The organism is Kitasatospora sp. NPDC050463 (assembly GCF_040655255.1).
Taxonomy (GTDB): domain Bacteria; phylum Actinomycetota; class Actinomycetes; order Streptomycetales; family Streptomycetaceae; genus Kitasatospora.
On the sequence record NZ_JBFAJO010000036.1, the window covers coordinates 23,357 to 41,648 of the forward strand.

An 18,292-nucleotide genomic window follows, 5' to 3' on the forward strand; every position below is an offset into this window, starting at 1 on the left:
CAGACCTGTAGTCAACTGAACGGCCCCCGCCCGGGCCCACAGCCCGGGTGGGCGGCCAGGTACGAAGGGGCAGTACCAGCACCGTGAGGGACACACGAGAGAGCCGGCTGCTGCTCATCCTGCTGGTGGCCGTCGCCTTCGCGCTGATCACCGTGGACATCAAGGGCGGTGAGAGCTCGCCGCTCGGCGGAGCCCGGCGCGCCGCGGCCGGTGTCCTCGGCCCGGTCGAGCGCGGCGCCGCCACCGCGGTCGACCCGGTGGCCGACACCGTCCGCGCCTTCCGCGACGCCGCCGGCCACAGCGGGCGCACCGACCAGCTGGCCCGGGAGAACACCGAGCTGCGTCAGAAGCTGGCCTCCTCCGACATGGCCGGCGGGCGCACCAAGCAGCTCGACGACCTGCTGCGCACCGCGGGCTCCGGCGGTTACACCGTCAAGGCCGCCCAGGTGATCGCGATCGGCCCGGCCCAGGGCTTCTCCTGGACCATCACCATCGACGCGGGCAGCGACGACGGCCTGACCCGGGACATGACGGTGATCAACGGTCAGGGCCTGGTCGGCCGGATCACCACCGTCGCCCCGACCACGTCCACCGTCCTGCTCGCCTCCGACCCGGGCTTCAGCGCCGGTGCCCGACTGGAGGGCACCGGCGAGATCGGCTTCGCCTCCGGCGGCGGCACCAGCGCCATGAAGGTCTCCCTGCTCAACGGCAAGGCCCAGGTGAAGGAGGGCGACCGGCTGGTCACCTTCGGCTCGCAGAGCGGCCGCCCGTTCGTGCCCGGCGTCCCGGTCGGCAAGGTGGTCCAGGTCGAGGCGAACCCCGGCCAGCTGACCAAGACCATCCTGGTCGAGCCCTTCGTCCAGTTCACCCGGCTCGACCTGATCGGCGTGGTGGTGGTGCCGCCGCGCACCGACCCGCGCGACGCCGTCCTGCCACCGGCGCCGGCTGCCCAGGGCCCGGCTCCGGCCGCACCCGCCGCCCCGGCCGCCGCCGCCCCGCCCGCCAAGACCACCGGGGGGAACTGAACCATGCGCCTCGCCCGCATCCCCGTCTCCGCCGTTCTCGTCCTGCTCGGCCTGATCCTCCAGGTCAGCGTCTTCGGACGGCTCCAACTCCCGGGCGCCACACCGGACATACTGCTTCTCGTGGTGGTCGGGCTGGCCATGGTCTACGGGCCGACCGGCGGCTGCCTGGTGGGCTTCGCCGCCGGACTGCTGGCCGACCTCGCCCCGCCGTCCGACCACGCGATCGGCCGCTACGCGCTGGTCCTCTGCCTGATGGGCTACGCCGCCGGTCTGCTCCGGCCCGACCACGGCCGGCAGCGCTCGGTCTCCGGCGCGCTGCTGGTGGTGGCCGCCGCTGCGGTCGCCTCCACCCTGCTGTACGCGATGGTCGGTGCCCTGGTCGGCGACACCGCCGCCCGTCACGTCGGCCTCGGCAGCCTGGTGCTCACCGCCCTGCTGTACGACCTGCTGCTGGCTCCGTTCGTCGTCCCGGTGGTGATGCTGATCGGCCGCCGCTTCGGGCGCGACCCGGTGGCCGCCGCGGCCGGCGACGACGAGGGCGGCCCCGGGCTGGGCACGCTGTCCCGCTACCGCACCACCCGTGAGGCGTCGTCCGGGCCGTCCTACAAGAAGCGGCGCTCGCTCGGCTTCGCCAAGCGGCCGTAGCCCCGGTCCCGCCCATGATCCCCGGAACCCCGCACTCTGGAGCGCACGAGACGTGAGCAACATCCCCGAGACCGGCCGTACCCGGCGGGTGACGATCCGTCTGGTGGTACTGCAGATCCTCGTGCTGTCGCTGCTCGCCACCCTCGGTGGGCGGCTCTGGTACCTGCAGATCCGCAACGCCAGCGTCTACACCGCCAAGGCGACCGGCAACCACATCCGCGAGGTGGTCGAGCCCGCCGTGCGCGGCGAGATCCTCGACGCCTCGGGCCGCATCCTGGCCGGCAACGAGACCCGGTTGGTGGTCTCGGTCAGCCGCACCTCGCTGCTGCAGCAGAAGGACGGCGGGAAGGCGGTGCTCGGCCGGCTCGCCGAGGTGCTTGGCATGCCGGCCAAGGACGTCCAGGAGAAGGTCCGGCTCTGCGACGCCAAGACGCCGCAGCCCTGCTGGAACGGCTCGCCGTACCAGCCGATCCCGGTCACCAAGGAGGCGACCACCCAGCAGGCGCTGCAGATGATGGAGCGCCGCGAGGACTTCCCCGGGGTCACCGCGCAGCCGACCGCCGTGCGCCACTACACCGGCGTCGAGGGCGCCAACATGGCCCAGGTGCTCGGCTACCTCTCGCCGGTGACGGACGAGGAGGTCAGCAAGACCGCCGACAAGTCGGGCCTGGACCGCTACCTGCCGGCCGACCAGATCGGCCGGGCCGGACTGGAGTCGGTGTACGACCGCGATCTGCGCGGGACGGCCGGGATCACCAAGCTGGAGGTGGACAACCTCGGCCGGGTGATCGGCAACGCCGGCATCGTCGAGCCGCAGACCGGCAACAACCTGGTGACCAGCATCGACGCCCGGGTGCAGAAGGTCGTCGAGGACAACCTGATGCAGGCGATGAACGATGCCAGGAAGACCTTCGACAAGGTGACCAACCGCAACTACGAGGCCGACTCCGGCGCCGCCGTCGTCATGGACGTGCACACCGGGCGGATCGTGGCGATGGCCAGCGCGCCGACGTACGACCCCAACCTCTGGCAGGGCGGCATCTCGGGCAAGGACTACCAGGCCCTGACCAGCAAGGACTCCAACTTCCCGCTGCTGAACCGGGCCATACAGGGTCAGTCCGCCCCCGGCTCGACCTTCAAGGTCATCTCCACCACCGCCGCCGTGCAGGCCGGCTACTCGCTGGACGGGACGTACCCGTGCCCGAAGAGCATGACCATCGGCGGCCGTGAGTTCAAGAACTTCGAGAGCGAGAGCTTCGGTTCGATCACGCTGGAGAAGGCCCTCGAAGTCTCCTGCGATACCGTCTTCTACGGGCTGGCCTACGACCAGTGGATGAAGGACGGCGGCATCAAGCCGAAGAAGGAGACCGCGGACTGGTTCTTCAAGACCGCGCACCAGTTCGGCCTCGGCGCCAAGACCGGCATCGACCTGCCCAGCGAGGTCACCGGCCGGGTGCCGGACCGGCAGTGGAAGCAGTCCTTCTTCGACAACAACAAGGACGCCTGGTGCAGGCAGGCGGAGAAGGGCGGCAACAGCTTCTCCGACCAGATCGCCCGGGAGAACTGCGTCGACGGCTACCAGATGCGCGCCGGTGACTCGGTCAACTTCGCGATCGGCCAGGGCGACACGCTCGTCACCCCGATCCAGATGGCCCGGATCTACGCGGCGCTCGCCAACGGCGGCACGTTCTACCGGCCGACCGTCGCCAAGGCGGTGATAAGCCCGAGCGGGGAGCTCGTCCGCGAGATCGCCCCGCACGAGGACGCCAAGTTCCCCGGCGACCAGAAGCTCCTGAGCTACATCGACCAGGCCACCGCGGGCGTCGTCACCGGCGGTACCGCGGCCTGGAAGTTCACCGGCGCCGGCTGGCCGCAGGGCAAGATCGAGCTGCACGCCAAGACCGGTACCGCCGAGGTCGAGGGCAAGCAGACCACCTCGTGGCTGACCACGTACAGCGACGACTACGCGGTCGTGATGACGATGAGCCAGGGCGGCACCGGCTCCGGCGGCTCCGGTGACGCGATCCGCCGGATCTACCAGGCGCTGTACGGCGTCGACGACAAGGGCAACATCGACGGCGCCAAGGCGCTGCTGCCCAAGCCGCAGGCCGAGCTGCCGAAGTTCAACCCGGACGGCACCGCCATCATCAAGCCGGCCGGCTACACCACGGCCGGGGACCCGGGCGTGCGCGGCGGCTCGCCGCGGGTCTTCCTGGACCCGGCGCAGCCGGCCGGTCCGCCGATCGCGCTCACCACGGTGGACTCCGCCGCCGTCGAGCCCAACCGGGGCACCGGAAGGAGCCGGGCATGACCTCCTACGGCTCGTACCGCCAGCTGCGGCTCGCCCCGCAGCGCAGCGGGGTGTCGAAGGCCCTCGCCAAGGACTCCCCGCTCTGGCGGATCGACTGGATACTGCTGCTGGCCGCCATGGTGCTGTCGCTGGGCAGCTCGCTGCTGGTCTGGTCGGCCACCCGGGGGCGGGACTCGCTCACCCACGGCGATCCGCAGTACTTCCTGTTCCGCCACCTCACCAATGTGGTGATCGGACTGGTGCTGTGCGCGGTGGTGATAGGGATAGGGAGCCGGCGGTTCCGCACGGTGGTGCCGTTCCTGTACGTCGCGGTGATCGTGCTGCTGGTGGCCACGCTGAGCCCGCTCGGCTCGACCATCAACGGCCAGCACTCCTGGATCCAGCTCGGCGGCGGCTTCTCCGTCCAGCCGGCCGAGTTCGCCAAGCTGGCGATCGTGCTCGCGATGGCCGTGGTGCTGTCCGACCAGGTGGACGCGGGCGAGCGGGAGTTCCCCTCGCACCGGGCGGTGTTCCGTGGACTGGTCTGGGCCACCCTGCCGATGGCGGTCGTGATGCTGATGCCGGACGCCGGCTCGGTGATGGTGATGGCCGTCATCGTGCTGGGCATCCTGCTGGCCTCCGGCGCGGCCAACCGCTGGGTGTTCGGACTGATCCTGGCCGGCGTCGGCGGCTCGGTGGCGATCTGGAAGCTCGGGGTGCTGAGCAAGTACCAGATCGACCGCTTCGCGGCCTTCGCCAACCCGGCGCTCGACCCGTCCGGGGTGGGTTACAACACCGCCCAGGCCCGGATCGCGATCGGCTCCGGCGGGCTCACCGGCAAGGGCCTGTTCCACGGGACGCAGACCACCGGGCAGTTCGTGCCGGAGCAGCAGACCGACTTCGTCTTCACGGTGGCCGGTGAGGAGCTGGGCTTCCTCGGCGCGATGGCGATCATCGTGCTGCTGGGTGTGGTCCTCTGGCGGGCCTGCCGGATCGCCCGCCACGCCACCGACCTGTACGGCACCATCGTGGCCGCCGGAGTGGTCGCGTGGTTCGCCTTCCAGGGCTTCGAGAACATAGGGATGTGCCTGGGCATCATGCCGGTGGCCGGCATCCCGTTGCCGTTCGTCTCCTACGGCGGGTCGTCGATGTTCGCGACCTGGCTGGCGATCGGGCTGTTGCAGGCGGTGCAGAGCCAGCGGCCGATAGCGGCCTGAGCGTACGGGCGTGCCGGCGGGGCCGGTCCGGAGGGTGACTCCGGACCGGCCCCGCCGCGTGCTACCGGCCCCCGCGTGCTACCGGCCCCGGTCGGGCAGGCAGGCTGCCGCGGCGAGCACGGCGCGGGTCTGGTGGGCGGTCTGCACCTCCACCGGTACCCAGCGGGCGCCGAAGCGGTGGCGCAACCGGTCCAGGCTCTCGGCGACGATCCCCTGCGCACGCTCGCGGGCCGCGTCCACGGCCGGACCGCCGGTGTCCGCCAGCAGGCGCAGCAGCACCGAGGCCACCCGCAGCGGGATCCGGGCGGCGGCGAGCCCGGCGGTGGTCACCCGGGAGACGGTGAGCGGCTGGGCGCACCACTGCTCCAGCCACTCGTCGGCGACCGGTGAGCAGACCGCCAGCGTGAACTCGGCGGCGCGCACCATCGGACCGTAGGCCCGGCGGGTGTGCGGCGGGACGTGGACGAGCAGCCCGGACAGCTCCTCGGCGCGGTCCCGCAGGACCCGGGCGGCGGCGGTGACCGCCGGCCGGACGGCCGGGTGCGGGCGCTCGTCCCCGACCGAGTCGACGGCCCACATCGGCACCTCCAGGACCGCCGTCACCCCGCCGTGGCGGCCGGCGTACGACCAGGTGGAGAGTTCGGGCTCGTCGGGGAGCGCCCGCGAGAGGCCGGTGCCGCCGGGCGCGGGCATCAGATACGTCCCGGGCGCGGGGCTGGCCCAGCCGACCGCGTCGTAGGAGTCGACGTCCAGCGGGATGCCGCCGCGCGCCGCCGAGCGGGCGAAGCGCTCGGACAGGCCCGGGACGGGGCCGGTGAGCTGGACGAAGGCGCCGCCGAAGTCCACCCCGTGCAGGGAGCACTGGAGGAACGGGCGCAGCTCGTCGATCAGGCCGGTCAGCGCCAGGCTCTCCGGCATCGGCGCGCGGTCGGCGTCGGCGGGCGGCAGCAGCTCGGGCTGCTCCTCGAAGGAGGGCCGGTAGAAGTGCTCGTAGTGGCGGCGCATGGTGAGCGGCCCCTCCAGCCAGCCGGCGTTGAGCGCGGCGCCGTCCGGGTCCAGGCAGGGCAGGACGTGCCAGGAGACGCCCCGCCGGGGCGGGTGGTCCAGCAGCCGCTCGGCCAGCCGCAGGGCGGTGGCGACGCCGACCGGTTCGTTGGGGTGCGGGCCGCCGACCACCAGGACGGCGTCCGGGCCCTCGTCGACGGAGAGCAGCAGCAGCGGACGGCCGGCCCGGGAGCGGCCCACCTCCCGCAGCCGGCAGCGGTCGGGGTGGCGCCAGGCGAGCCGCCGGAAAGCCGCCTCGGCGCGGGCCACCGGGGGGTAGCGGTCCGGCTGCGCGGGTGCGGGCCGGCAGTGCGGCATCCGCCGGCCGGTGTCGGTCATGTCGGGAGGCCGGTGTCGGTGCCGTCGTGCATGGTCAACTTCCTTGTCCCGATGGCGTGCAGGGCCTCCCGGCGGAGCCCTGCCAGTACCGCATGGGCCCTCCGGGGCTGTCAACAACCGGTCTGCCGGGTTCCGGGAGGGCGGCCGGGGCCCGCGGGCCGGCCGGAGCCTCCCGGGATTCGGCTACTCTTGAGGGTCACCCCTCCCAGCCGTCGCCCACCACCCCGACCGGGTCCGATGCGAGCGACACCTCTCAACGTCGTAAGGGTTCCTAGTACATGACTGTCGAATCGGTCTTCCCACGCCTGGAGGCCCTCCTCCCGCACGTCCAGAAGCCGATCCAGTACGTCGGCGGCGAGCTCAACTCGACCGTCAAGGACTGGGACGCCTGCGACGTCCGCTGGGCGCTGATGTACCCCGACGCCTACGAGGTCGGCCTGCCGAACCAGGGCGTCATGATCCTCTACGAGGTGCTCAACGAGCGCGAGGGCGTCCTGGCCGAGCGCACCTACAGCGTCTGGCCGGACCTCGAGGCGCTGATGCGTGAGCACGGCGTCCCGCAGTTCACCGTGGACGCGCACCGCCCGGTCAAGGCCTTCGACGTGTTCGGGCTCTCGTTCTCCACCGAACTCGGCTACACCAACATGCTGGCCGCGCTGGACCTGGCCGGCATCCCGCTGGAGGCCCGCGACCGGACCGAGGACGACCCGATCGTGCTCGCCGGCGGTCACGCGGCCTTCAACCCGGAGCCGATCGCCGACTTCGTCGACTGCGCGGTGGTCGGCGACGGCGAGCAGGCCGTGCTGGACATCACGGAGATCGTCCGGGCCTGGAAGGCCGAGGGCCGTCCGGGCGGCCGCGAGGAGGTGCTGCTGCGCCTGGCGCGCACCGGCGGCGTGTACGTCCCCCGGTTCTACGACGTGGAGTACCTGGCCGACGGCCGGATCGCCCGCGTGGTGCCGAACGCGCCCGGCGTGCCGTGGCGGGTCTCCAAGCACACCGTCATGGACCTCGACGAGTGGCCCTACCCCAAGCAGCCGCTCGTCCCGCTCGCCGAGACCGTGCACGAGCGGATGTCCGTCGAGATCTTCCGCGGCTGCACCCGCGGCTGCCGCTTCTGCCAGGCCGGCATGATCACGCGCCCCGTGCGGGAGCGAAGCATCACCGGCATCGGCGAGATGGTGGAGCGCGGGCTGAAGGCCACCGGCTTCGAGGAGGTCGGCCTGCTGTCGCTGTCCAGCGCCGACCACACCGAGATCGCCGACGTCGCCAAGGGCCTGGCCGACCGCTACGCCGAGGAGAAGATCGGTCTGTCGCTGCCGTCCACCCGGGTCGACGCCTTCAACATCGACCTCGCCAACGAGCTCAGCCGCAACGGCCGCCGCTCGGGCCTCACCTTCGCCCCCGAGGGCGGCAGTGAGCGCATGCGCAAGGTGATCAACAAGATGGTGTCGGAGGAGGACCTCATCCGCACCGTCTCCACCGCGTACGGCAACGGCTGGCGCCAGGTGAAGCTGTACTTCATGTGCGGCCTGCCCACCGAGACCGACGAGGACGTGCTCCAGATCGGCGAGATGGCGAAGAACGTCATCCAGAAGGGCCGCGAGGTCACCGGCCAGAACGACATCCGCTGCACCGTCTCGATCGGCGGGTTCGTGCCCAAGCCGCACACCCCCTTCCAGTGGGCCCCGCAGCTGTCCGCCGAGGACACCGACGCCCGCCTGGCCAAGCTGCGCGACTCCATCCGCGGTGACCGCAAGTACGGCAAGAACATCGGCTACCGCTACCACGACGGCAAGCCCGGCATCGTCGAGGGCCTGCTCTCCCGCGGCGACCGCCGGATCGGCGCCGTCATCCGGGCGGTCTATGACGACGGCGGCCGTTTCGACGGCTGGCGCGAGCACTTCTCCTACGACCGCTGGATGGCCTCGGCAGAGAAGGGTCTGGCCGGCACCGGCGTCGACGTCGACTGGTACACCACCCGCGAGCGCACCTACGAGGAGGTGCTGCCCTGGGACCACCTGGACAGCGGCCTCGACAAGGACTGGCTCTGGGAGGACTGGCAGGACGCCCTCGAAGAGGTCGAGGTCGACGACTGCCGCTGGACCCCGTGCTTCGACTGCGGCGTCTGCCCGCAGATGGACACGTCCATCCAGATCGGCCCGACGGGCAAGAAGCTCCTGCCGCTGACGGTCGTCAAGTAGCACGTCGCACGCCACCGCGGGACCCCGGCCGGACGCTCCGGCCGGGGTCCCGTGCATCCGGGCTGACCAGGGGCGGAGCGAAGGGGCCGCGCGGGCGCGTACCCTTTGAGTGACAGAGTCCGGAGTGTGGTGCGATCGTGCCACGACGGACAGGGACAACTGACTAAGGACTGAGCGACTCTGGCACGCCGTACGCCCGACGGTCCGCCGCCCGCGCCGACGGTGCAGCGGATCCGTCTCCGCTACACCAAGCGCGGCCGGCTCCGCTTCACCAGCCACCGCGACTTCCAGCGCGCCTTCGAGCGCGCCCTGCGCCGGTCCGCCGTGCCGATGGCCTATTCGGCCGGGTTCACGCCGCACCCCAAGGTGTCCTACGCCAACGCCGCTCCCACCGGAGTGGCGAGCGAGGCGGAGTACCTGGAGATCGGCCTGGCGGCCTTCCGCGACCCGGAGCAGCTGCGCGCGCAGCTGGACGAGTCGCTCCCGAACGGCCTGGACGTCATCGACGCGGTCGAGGTCCGGACGCCGAACTTCGTGGAGCGTCTGGAAGCCTCCGAGTGGCAGGTCCGCCTGGACGGTGTCACCGCCCAGGAGGCGGCCCGCGCGGCCGCCGCCTTCCTCGCCGAGGAGCGGGTCGAGGTCGAACGCCTCACCAAGAACGGCGTGCGTGTCTTCGACGCGCGCGGCGCCGTGGCGGTGCTGGAAATCCTCTCGCCGCAGGTCGACGACGGTGCGGACACGGAGGGCGAAGGGGCCCGCGATGTTCGGACCGGCCATGCCTGTGCGATACTGCGCCTGGTAGTACGACACGCCACACCCGCCGTACGACCCGACGACGTATTGTCCGGTCTCCGTGCGACGGCTGACCTGGCGCCGCCGGTCCCCGCAGAGGTGACCAGGCTGGCGCAGGGGCCGCTCGACGAGGAGACCGGCACGGTGACCGACCCGCTGGCGCTCGACCGCGCCGCGGCCCCGGCCGGCCCTGTGGCCGCCGGCGAGCCGCGCGCAACCGCGTCCGCCTAGCGGGCGGAGGCCTGGTCCAGTGCCTCACTGGACCCGCTGGTCCTCCAGGCCCCCGCGGCTCCCCAGGGGAGCGAGCGTCGTCGAAGCACAGGCCGGCCTCTTGTGGCCCGCCGACCCGGATGGTCGGTGGGCCCGAGGACCCCGTCCGGGAGCCACCCGGGGTTGGGGGACGGCGCAGCTTGGGAAAACCTCAGAAGACTGGTCAGACCAGAAGACTTTCGACACCCCGCCGAGCGCGGGGCGCCGAGCGAGACTACGAGCCCCTGTGCGGCCTCGCGTCCGCACGGCGGCACCAGGAAATGGTCCGGCCCGAGCATCCTCGTGATGCCGGTCGGCCACCGGTGCCCTGCCGTGCCCGGATACGGAGCCCGGGGGCCTGACGGGAGATCCACCCGCATGCTCGATAACACCGATCCGCAGCAGAGTGCGGCAGCGGAACAGAACGAGAACACCGTCGCCACCGGCGACGGAACCACCGGCGAGGGCGCGTCCGCCGCGCCGCCGCGCCGCCGCCGCAGGGCGGTCTCCCGCCCCGCGGGCACCCCGCAGGGTGCGGCCGCCGACACCGCCGAGACGGTGATCGCGGCCGAGGCGCCCGTCGCCGAGGCCCCCGTCGCGGAGGCCCCGGCGGCCGAGCCGGTCGCCGAGAAGCCGGTCCGGGCCCGCCGGACCCGCAAGCGTGCCGAGGCCCCCGCCGGGGCGCCGGAGGCCACCCCGATCGTCGTCACCGGCCCGGAGGCCGCCGAGGCGCCCGTCGCCGAGGCCCCCGCCGTGGAGGCGCCGGTCGCCGAGCCGGTTGCCGAGAAGCCCGCCCGGGCCCGCCGGGCCCGCAAGCGTGCCGAGGCGCCGGTGAGCGCGCCCGCGGCTGCCGAGGCACCCGTCGAGACGCCGGCCGAGACGCCGGCCGAGGCGCCCGCCGAGGCGCCCGCCGCCGAGGCCGCACCGGTCGAGGAGACCCCCGCCGCACCGGCCCGCCGCCCCCGCCGCCGTCGCGTGGTCGAGGCCGCCCCGGTCGTCGAGGAGACCCCGGTCGAGGAGCCCGCCGCCGAGCAGGAGCCCGTGGAGGAGGAGGCCCCGGCCGTCGCGCCCGTCGCCGAGCCCGAGCCCGCCCCGGCCCCCGCGCCGGTCGCCGAGGCCGAGCCGACCCACCGGGTGCGCCGCCGTGCGGTCCGCCCGTCCACCGCCATCTTCCAGGCCCCGGTCTTCCAGGAGCCGGCGCCCTACACCGCGCCGTCGACCCCGGCCGCCGCCCCGGCTGCCGCGGCCGCTCCGGCTCCGGCCGAGGCCCCCGCCCCGGCCGAGGCCCCCGCCGTGAAGACCACGGAGGAGGACGAGTACGAGTACAGCGGCGTCGGCCGCCGTCGTCGTACCCGCACCCAGGTGCGGGTGCAGACCCCGGGCCGCCGCAAGTCCGGCGCTGCCGCTGCCGCTGCTGCTGCCGCCGCTCCTGCCGCTCCCGTCGCTCCGGTGGTCGCGCCGGTCGAGGCGCCCCCCGTCGTCGCGGCTCCGGCCGCTGTCGAGGCCCCCGCCGCCGGCCCCGAGGCCGAGGGCGAGTGGGAGGAGGACGGCCGTCCGTCGCGCCGTCGCCGCCGGGGTGGCCGCCGCCGCCGTCGTGGCGAGGCCGAGGACTTCGAGACCGAGGCCGCCGAGACCGAGCAGCCCGTCCAGGAGTCGGCCGCCGACGTCGAGGACGAGGAGGGCGAGGACGACGACGAGCTGTCCGCCGGCCTGGCCTCCTCCCGTCGCCGTCGTCGCCGCCGCCGCCGCAGCGGTGAGGCCGGTGCCACCGAGGTCGCCGAGACCACCGAGGACGGCGTCCGCACGGTGGTGAAGGTGCGCGAGCCGCGCCGCCGCTCCACCGAGCCGTCCTTCGACCCCGATGAGGTGCAGTCCATCAAGGGCTCCACCCGCCTGGAGGCCAAGAAGCAGCGCCGCCGCGAGGGCCGCGAGCTGGGCCGCCGCCGGGTGCCGATCATCACCGAGGCCGAGTTCCTGGCCCGCCGCGAGTCGGTCGAGCGCGTCATGGTGGTGCGCCAGAACGGCCAGCGCACCCAGATCGGCGTCCTCGAGGACGGCGTGCTGGTCGAGCACTACGTCAACAAGGAGCAGGCCACCTCGTACGTCGGCAACGTCTACCTGGGCAAGGTCCAGAACGTGCTGCCGTCGATGGAGGCCGCCTTCGTCGACATCGGCAAGGGCCGCAACGCGGTGCTGTACGCCGGTGAGGTGAACTTCGGCTCGCTGGGCGGCCACGGCGGCCCGCGCCGGATCGAGTCGGTGCTGAAGTCCGGCCAGTCCGTCCTGGTGCAGGTCTCCAAGGACCCGATCGGCCACAAGGGCGCCCGCCTGACCAGCCAGATCTCGCTGCCCGGCCGCTACCTGGTGTACGTGCCCGAGGGCTCGATGACCGGCATCTCGCGCAAGCTGCCCGAGAACGAGCGGGCCCGCCTGAAGCAGATCCTCAAGAAGATCGTCCCCGACGACGCGGGCGTCATCGTGCGCACCGCCGCCGAGGGCGCCTCCGAGGACGAGCTGACCCGCGACGTCCAGCGCCTCCAGCAGCAGTGGGAGGAGATCCAGAAGAAGGCCGCGACCGGCAACGCCCCCGCGCTGCTCTACGGCGAGCCGGACATGACCGTCCGGGTCGTCCGCGACATCTTCAACGAGGACTTCACCAAGGTCATCGTCTCCGGCACCGAGGCGTGGAACACCATCCACGACTACGTCGCCAACGTGGCCCCCGACCTGGCCGAGCGCCTGCAGCGGTGGACCTCCGAGGTGGACGTGTTCGCCACCTACCGGATCGACGAGCAGCTGATGAAGGCGCTGGACCGCAAGGTCTGGCTGCCCAGCGGCGGTTCGCTGGTGATCGACCGCACCGAGGCGATGGTCGTCATCGACGTCAACACCGGCAAGTTCGTCGGTCAGGGCGGCAACCTCGAAGAGACCGTCACCCGCAACAACATCGAGGCGGCCGAGGAGATCGTGCGCCAGCTGCGGCTGCGCGACCTCGGCGGCATCATCGTGATCGACTTCATCGACATGGTGCTGGAGTCCAACCGGGACCTGGTGCTGCGCCGCCTGCTGGAGTGCCTGGGCCGGGACCGGACCAAGCACCAGGTGGCCGAGGTCACCTCGCTGGGCCTGGTCCAGATGACCCGCAAGCGGGTCGGCCAGGGCCTGCTGGAGTCGTTCTCCGAGCCGTGCGTCCACTGCAACGGGCGCGGCGTGATCGTGCACATGGAGCAGCCGAGCACCCACGTCCACACCGGTGGCGGCCAGGCCGTCGCGGCGGGCGAGGCGGGCGCGGGCAGCGGCAAGCGCCGTCGCCGCGGCAAGGGCGGTGCCGCCCAGGACGAGGCGCAGGCCGCCGTCGAGGCCGGCGTCGAGGCACCGGAGTACGAGGAGGTCGAGGGCCAGCTCGCGATCGAGGTGCCGGTGACCGAGGCCGAGGCCGAGTTCGTCGCCGAGCCGGTGACCGAGCCGGCGGCCGTCGAGGAGACGGCCCAGCCGAGCCTGGTCGAGATCCCCGCCGCCACGGCGGCGCCGGCCGGCCGCACCCGCCGCCGGGCGGTGCGCAAGGCGACTGCTCCGGCCGGGGCCCCTGCCGAAGCCGAGATCGTGGTGCTGCAGGCCCGTGCCGACGCGGCGCTGCAGGCGGCCTTCGCGGCAGCCGAGACGCCCGGGGCGACCCCGGCCGAGGTGCCGGCGCAAGCCGCCGTCGAGACGCCCGCCGAGGCCCCCGCCGCGGTCGAGCCGGCTGTCGAGGAGCCCGAGGCGGCTCCCGCCGAGGCCGCCGCGACCGAGGAGCCCGCCGAGGAGGCGCCGGCCCCGAAGAAGCGGGCCGCGCGCAAGACCGCGGCGAAGAAGACGGCCGCCAAGAAGACCACGGCGGCCGCCGCGAAGAAGACCACCGCCCGCAAGACCGCCACCAAGCGGACGAGCGCGGCGGCCAAGAAGGCCGCGGCCGCCGAGGGTGATTCGGCAGCCGAGTAGTGCCCCGGTCCGGGGCGGACGCGAGTCCGCCCCGGACCAGGACGGCCCGGTTTGCCCCGAAGGCGGCCGATCCGTATTCTTGACCCTCGGCGTGTCTACGCCGCGCTCCCGAGCACATCACCTTCCGGGCGCCTCGTCAGAGGAGCCGGGGAGAGGCCCCTGTGTCCGTACCCAGGTGGCTGGCATCTGGAGCTCCGACCGAGTTAGGAAAGTGGGTACCGCATGTACGCGATCGTTCGCGCAGGCGGCCGCCAGCACAAGGTCGCCGTCGGCGACGTGCTGGAGATCGACCGTATCGAGGCCAAGCCGGGTGACTCGGTGGAGCTCTCCACCATCCTGGTCGTCGACGGTGACGCTGTCACCTCCGACCCGTGGGTGCTGGCCGGCGTGAAGGCTCACGCCGAGGTGGTCGACCAGACCAAGGGCGAGAAGATCGTCATCCTGCGCTACAAGAACAAGACCGGTTACCGTCGCCGCCAGGGTCACCGCCAGCAGCACACTGCTGTGCGGATCACGAGCATCGACTCCGTCAGCAAGTAAGGGGATAGCGAGATGGCACACAAGAAGGGCGCAAGCTCTACCCGGAACGGCCGTGACTCGAACGCCCAGCGCCTCGGCGTGAAGCGCTTCGGCGGCCAGGTCGTCTCGGCTGGCGAGATCATCGTCCGCCAGCGTGGCACCCACTTCCACCCGGGCGCCAACGTCGGCCGTGGTGGCGACGACACCCTGTTCGCGCTGGCCGCCGGTGCGGTGCAGTTCGGCACCCGTCGCGGCCGCAAGGTCGTCAACATCGTGGCCGTCGAGGCCTGAGTCGGACAAGACTCACAATGAAGGGTGGGCCGGAATGATCCGGTCCACCCTTCTTGCTTTACAGCAGGTCAACACTTTCTTCGCACTGGAGGCACACCCATGACCACCTTCGTGGACCGCGTCGAGCTGTACGTCGCCGCGGGTAACGGGGGCCACGGCTGCGCCTCCGTGCACCGGGAGAAGTTCAAGCCGTTGGGAGGCCCCGACGGCGGCAACGGTGGTGAGGGCGGCAGCGTCATCCTCACCGTGGACGCGCAGATCACGACCCTGCTCGAGTACCACCACTCGCCCAAGCGCAAGGCGACCAACGGCAAGCCCGGCGCGGGCGGCAACCGGACCGGCGCCGATGGGCACGACCTCGTCCTGTCGGTGCCGGACGGCACCGTCGTCATGGACAAGCAGGGCAACGTCCTCGCCGACCTGGTCGGCCACGGCACCAGCTTCGTCGCCGCCGCCGGCGGCCGCGGTGGCCTGGGCAACGCGGCGCTGGCCTCGTCCCGCCGCAAGGCGCCCGGCTTCGCGCTGCTCGGCGAGCCGGGTGAGGCCCGTGACATCGTCATGGAGCTCAAGTCCGTCGCCGACGTGGCCCTGGTGGGCTACCCGAGCGCCGGCAAGTCCTCGCTGATCTCGGTGATCTCCGCCGCCAAGCCGAAGATCGCGGACTATCCGTTCACCACCCTGATCCCCAACCTCGGCGTGGTGACCGCGGGCGACACCGTCTACACCGTCGCCGACGTGCCCGGCCTGATCCCGGGCGCCAGCCAGGGCCGCGGCCTCGGCCTGGAATTCCTGCGGCACGTCGAGCGCTGCTCGGTGCTGGTCCACGTGCTGGACTGCGCGACCCTGGAGCCCGGCCGCGACCCGCTGACCGACCTGGAGACCATCGAGGCCGAGCTGGCCCAGTACGGCGGCCTGGAGGACCGGCCGCGGCTGGTGGCGCTCAACAAGATCGACGTGCCGGACGGCCAGGACATCGCCGACCTCACCCGGGCGTCGCTGGAGGAGCGCGGCTACCGCGTCTTCGAGGTGTCCGCCGCCTCCCGCAAGGGCCTGCGCGAGCTGAACTTCGCGATGGCGCAGATCGTCGCCGAGGCCCGGGCCGCCAAGCCGCTGGAGGAGTCCACCCGGATCGTGCTGCGGCCGACGGCCGTGGACGACGAGGGCTTCACCATCACCGAGGAGGACGGCGCCTTCCGCATCCGCGGCATCAAGCCGGAGCGTTGGGTCCGCCAGACGGACTTCTCCAACGACGAGGCCGTCGGCTACCTCGCCGACCGGCTGGCCCGCCTCGGCATCGAGGACAGGCTCTGGAAGGTCGGCGCGCACGAGGGCGACACCGTCATCATCGGCCCGGAGGAGAACGCCGTCGTCTTCGACTGGGAGCCGACCATGGCTGCCGGTGCCGAGATGCTGGGCCGCCGCGGTGAGGACCACCGCTTCGAGAACCCGCGCCCGGCGGTCGACCGCCGCCGCGAGAAGCAGAAGGGCCGGGACGCGGCCGAGACCGAGTTCCTCGCCTTCGAGGCGCTGTCCAGCGGCCGCCAGGACGCCGTCGAGGGCGACGACGAGGAGTAGGACCGGCCGGTCCCAGCCTGCTCGCACCGCGGCCCCGTCTCCTTCCCGGAGGCGGGGCCGCGGCCGTGTTCAGGGCTGACGAAACGTCACTTCTCCTGGTGGGCAAGGTGGTTGCCGCAATCCGTCGGCTCAGGTGCGGTCGGCCGGGGGTGCCCCGCCCGGCGAGACCGGTGAGCTCGCGGCCGGCGGCCACGAGCCACGACCGGAGCGGGTCCAGCCGGTGAACCGACCGGCGGGCGAGCCGCCTCGATCGCGTAGATTGCGGGGGTAACGGCCGGGCCCGGGCCCGCCGTACCCGCACCACACCGGAAGGGCGTACAGCGAGATGAGCGAGGACTCACTGCGGGAGGAGGTCCTGACCGCACGGCGGATCGTCGTCAAGGTCGGTTCCTCCTCGCTCACCACGGCGGCCGGCGGCCTGGACGCCGACCGGGTCGACGCCCTGGTGGACGCGCTCGCCAAGGTGCGCAGCGGCCCGGACGCCCCCGAGGTGGTCCTGGTCTCCTCCGGCGCCATCGCGGCCGGCCTGGCCCCGCTGGGCCTGGACCGGCGCCCCAAGGACCTCGCCCGCCAGCAGGCCGCCGCGAGCGTCGGCCAGGGTCTGCTGGTCGCCCGCTACACCGCCTCGTTCGCCCGGTACGGCATCAGGGTCGGCCAGGTGCTGCTGACCGCCGAGGACGCCAGCCGGCGGGCCCACTACCGCAACGCCTACCGGACCCTGGACCAACTGCTGGCGATGGGCGCGATGCCGATCGTCAACGAGAACGACACCGTCGCCACCGCCGAAATCAAGTTCGGTGACAACGACCGGCTGGCCGCGCTGGTCGCCCACCTGGTCCGCGCCGACCTGCTCGTCCTGCTCTCCGACGTGGACGGCCTCTACGACGGCGACCCGAGCCGCCCCGGCACCAGCCGGATCGCCCAGGTGGCCGGGCCGCACGACCTGGACGGCGTCTCGATCGGCAGCGCGGGCAAGGCCGGCGTCGGCACCGGCGGCATGGTCACCAAGGTGGAGGCGGCCCGGATCGCCACCGGCGCCGGCATCCCCGTGGTGCTCACCGCCGCCAGCCGGGCCGCCGACGCACTGGCCGGCCGGCCCACCGGCACGCTGTTCCTGCGCACCGGCAGCCGCTCCTCCGACCGGCTGCTCTGGCTGGCCCACGCCAGCAGCCCGCGCGGCGCCCTGCACCTGGACGAGGGCGCCGTCGCGGCGGTCGTCTCCGGAGGCGCCTCGCTGCTGCCGGCCGGGGTCACCAAGGTCGACGGCGAGTTCGCCGCGGGTGATCCGGTGGACCTTCTTGGCGAAAACGGCCACATCGTGGCGCGCGGACTGGTCAACTTTGATGCGAGGGAGTTGCCCCGGCTGCTCGGCCGGTCCACCCGAGACCTGGCCCAGGAGTTCGGTGCCGCGTACGAGCGCGAGGTCGTCCACCGTGACGACCTGGTCGTCCTGCGCGGCTGACCGGCCTGGAGGAGCGGCGGCGACTGCGCGCGGGGTGCAGGCCCGGCCACGGGCGAGGGGGCGCAGCCGTACGCGCCGGGCCGGGGCCGGCGGGTACGACGACACGAGATCGCCGAACAGGAGGCCGCCGGTGGAACGCAGGCGCGAGGCAGCGCTGACCGGAGGAACGGCGGGCCGGCGGCTGACCAGCATCGACGGCGGGCGCGGGGCCGACGCCCCGGCCGAGCCGGCCGGTCCGCCGCCGCAGGAGCCCGGCGCGGTACGCAGGGTCGGGCCCGACCGGCGGGACGAGGGCGAGCCGCCCACGGTGCCCGAACAGGCCCGGCTCTGGCACGTGGTGCTGAGCGTGGCCGGGCGGACCACCCCGCTGTCCGCGCTGCGGGCGGGGCTGGAGCGCCTGGCGCACGACCACTCGTTCTTCCTGACCGCCCGCTACGCGGCCGACCACGCGGAGATCCGCTACTGGGAGCAGGCCCGGGACCTGCACGACGCGGCGGCCATCGCGCTGCGGCTCTGGGGCGAGCACAAGGTCACCGCGAGCCTTCCGCCCTGGGAGATCGTCGGGCTGGAGGTGGTCGACCGGGCGACGTACCACAAGCGGGTCGCCGAGGGCTTCGGCGATCCGCCGCCGCACCTGGGCGGGGTGCACCCGTACTGACTTG

13 protein-coding genes are annotated in these 18,292 nt (G+C 72.9%); 12 read left to right on the plus strand and 1 reads right to left on the minus strand.

Going from position 1 to position 18,292, the window contains the following annotated elements; translation table 11 throughout:
• Window positions 1-83 precede the first annotated feature (83 nt).
• Genes mreC through rodA form a run of 4 tightly spaced genes read left to right on the plus strand, consistent with a single transcriptional unit; the run spans window position 84 to window position 5,177 of the window.
• Entirely contained in the window at window positions 84-1,025 is a 942-nt protein-coding gene (mreC, locus tag AB0J08_RS22730) for a rod shape-determining protein MreC (RefSeq protein ID WP_360637093.1), read from the plus strand.
• A 3-nt stretch (window positions 1,026-1,028) separates the two neighbouring features.
• Window positions 1,029-1,670 carry a rod shape-determining protein MreD gene (gene mreD, locus AB0J08_RS22735; RefSeq protein WP_360637096.1) on the plus strand — a complete coding sequence of 214 codons (642 nt, stop codon included), beginning with the start codon at window positions 1,029-1,031 and terminating at the stop codon, window positions 1,668-1,670.
• 52 nt (window positions 1,671-1,722) lie between these two features.
• Entirely contained in the window at window positions 1,723-3,981 is a 2,259-nt protein-coding gene (gene mrdA / locus AB0J08_RS22740) for a penicillin-binding protein 2 (RefSeq protein ID WP_360637099.1), read from the plus strand.
• On the plus strand, window positions 3,978-5,177 hold the full coding sequence (gene rodA / locus AB0J08_RS22745; protein WP_360637102.1) for a rod shape-determining protein RodA: 1,200 nt from the start codon (window positions 3,978-3,980) through the stop codon (window positions 5,175-5,177). Before mrdA ends, rodA begins: the two co-directional genes overlap by 4 nt.
• Window positions 5,178-5,255: 78 nt before the next feature.
• Here rodA and AB0J08_RS22750 read toward each other — a convergent pair whose 3' ends face one another.
• Window positions 5,256-6,560 carry a M14 family zinc carboxypeptidase gene (locus AB0J08_RS22750; protein ID WP_360637105.1) on the minus strand — a complete coding sequence of 435 codons (1,305 nt, stop codon included), beginning with the start codon at window positions 6,558-6,560 and terminating at the stop codon, window positions 5,256-5,258.
• Between the two features lie 278 nt (window positions 6,561-6,838).
• On the opposite strand from AB0J08_RS22750, the gene AB0J08_RS22755 reads away from it, so the two are divergent.
• The 8 genes from AB0J08_RS22755 (at window position 6,839) to AB0J08_RS22790 (ending at window position 18,288) form a co-directional block, all read left to right on the plus strand.
• Window positions 6,839-8,764 (plus strand): TIGR03960 family B12-binding radical SAM protein, encoded by a 1,926-nt coding sequence (locus AB0J08_RS22755; RefSeq protein WP_360637108.1) that lies wholly within the window; start codon window positions 6,839-6,841, stop codon window positions 8,762-8,764.
• Between the two features lie 222 nt (window positions 8,765-8,986).
• A complete protein-coding gene (locus AB0J08_RS22760; RefSeq protein ID WP_360637111.1) occupies window positions 8,987-9,787 on the plus strand; it encodes a TIGR03936 family radical SAM-associated protein in 801 nt (266 codons plus the stop codon).
• A 396-nt stretch (window positions 9,788-10,183) separates the two neighbouring features.
• Complete coding sequence (locus tag AB0J08_RS22765) at window positions 10,184-13,783, plus strand: Rne/Rng family ribonuclease (protein ID WP_360637114.1); 3,600 nt, start codon at window positions 10,184-10,186, stop codon at window positions 13,781-13,783.
• A 222-nt stretch (window positions 13,784-14,005) separates the two neighbouring features.
• Window positions 14,006-14,323, plus strand: coding sequence for a 50S ribosomal protein L21 (gene rplU, locus AB0J08_RS22770; RefSeq protein WP_360637117.1), 318 nt, complete (start codon window positions 14,006-14,008; stop codon window positions 14,321-14,323).
• Window positions 14,324-14,335: 12 nt separating this feature from the next.
• A complete protein-coding gene (rpmA, locus tag AB0J08_RS22775) occupies window positions 14,336-14,593 on the plus strand; it encodes a 50S ribosomal protein L27 (protein ID WP_360637120.1) in 258 nt (85 codons plus the stop codon).
• Window positions 14,594-14,692: 99 nt separating this feature from the next.
• Entirely contained in the window at window positions 14,693-16,168 is a 1,476-nt protein-coding gene (gene obgE / locus AB0J08_RS22780; protein WP_360637123.1) for a GTPase ObgE, read from the plus strand.
• A 325-nt stretch (window positions 16,169-16,493) separates the two neighbouring features.
• Window positions 16,494-17,630, plus strand: a complete 1,137-nt coding sequence (gene proB, locus AB0J08_RS22785; RefSeq protein ID WP_360637126.1) for a glutamate 5-kinase — start codon at window positions 16,494-16,496, stop codon at window positions 17,628-17,630.
• Between the two features lie 130 nt (window positions 17,631-17,760).
• A complete protein-coding gene (locus AB0J08_RS22790; protein ID WP_360637129.1) occupies window positions 17,761-18,288 on the plus strand; it encodes a hypothetical protein in 528 nt (175 codons plus the stop codon).
• Window positions 18,289-18,292: the final 4 nt, after the last annotated feature.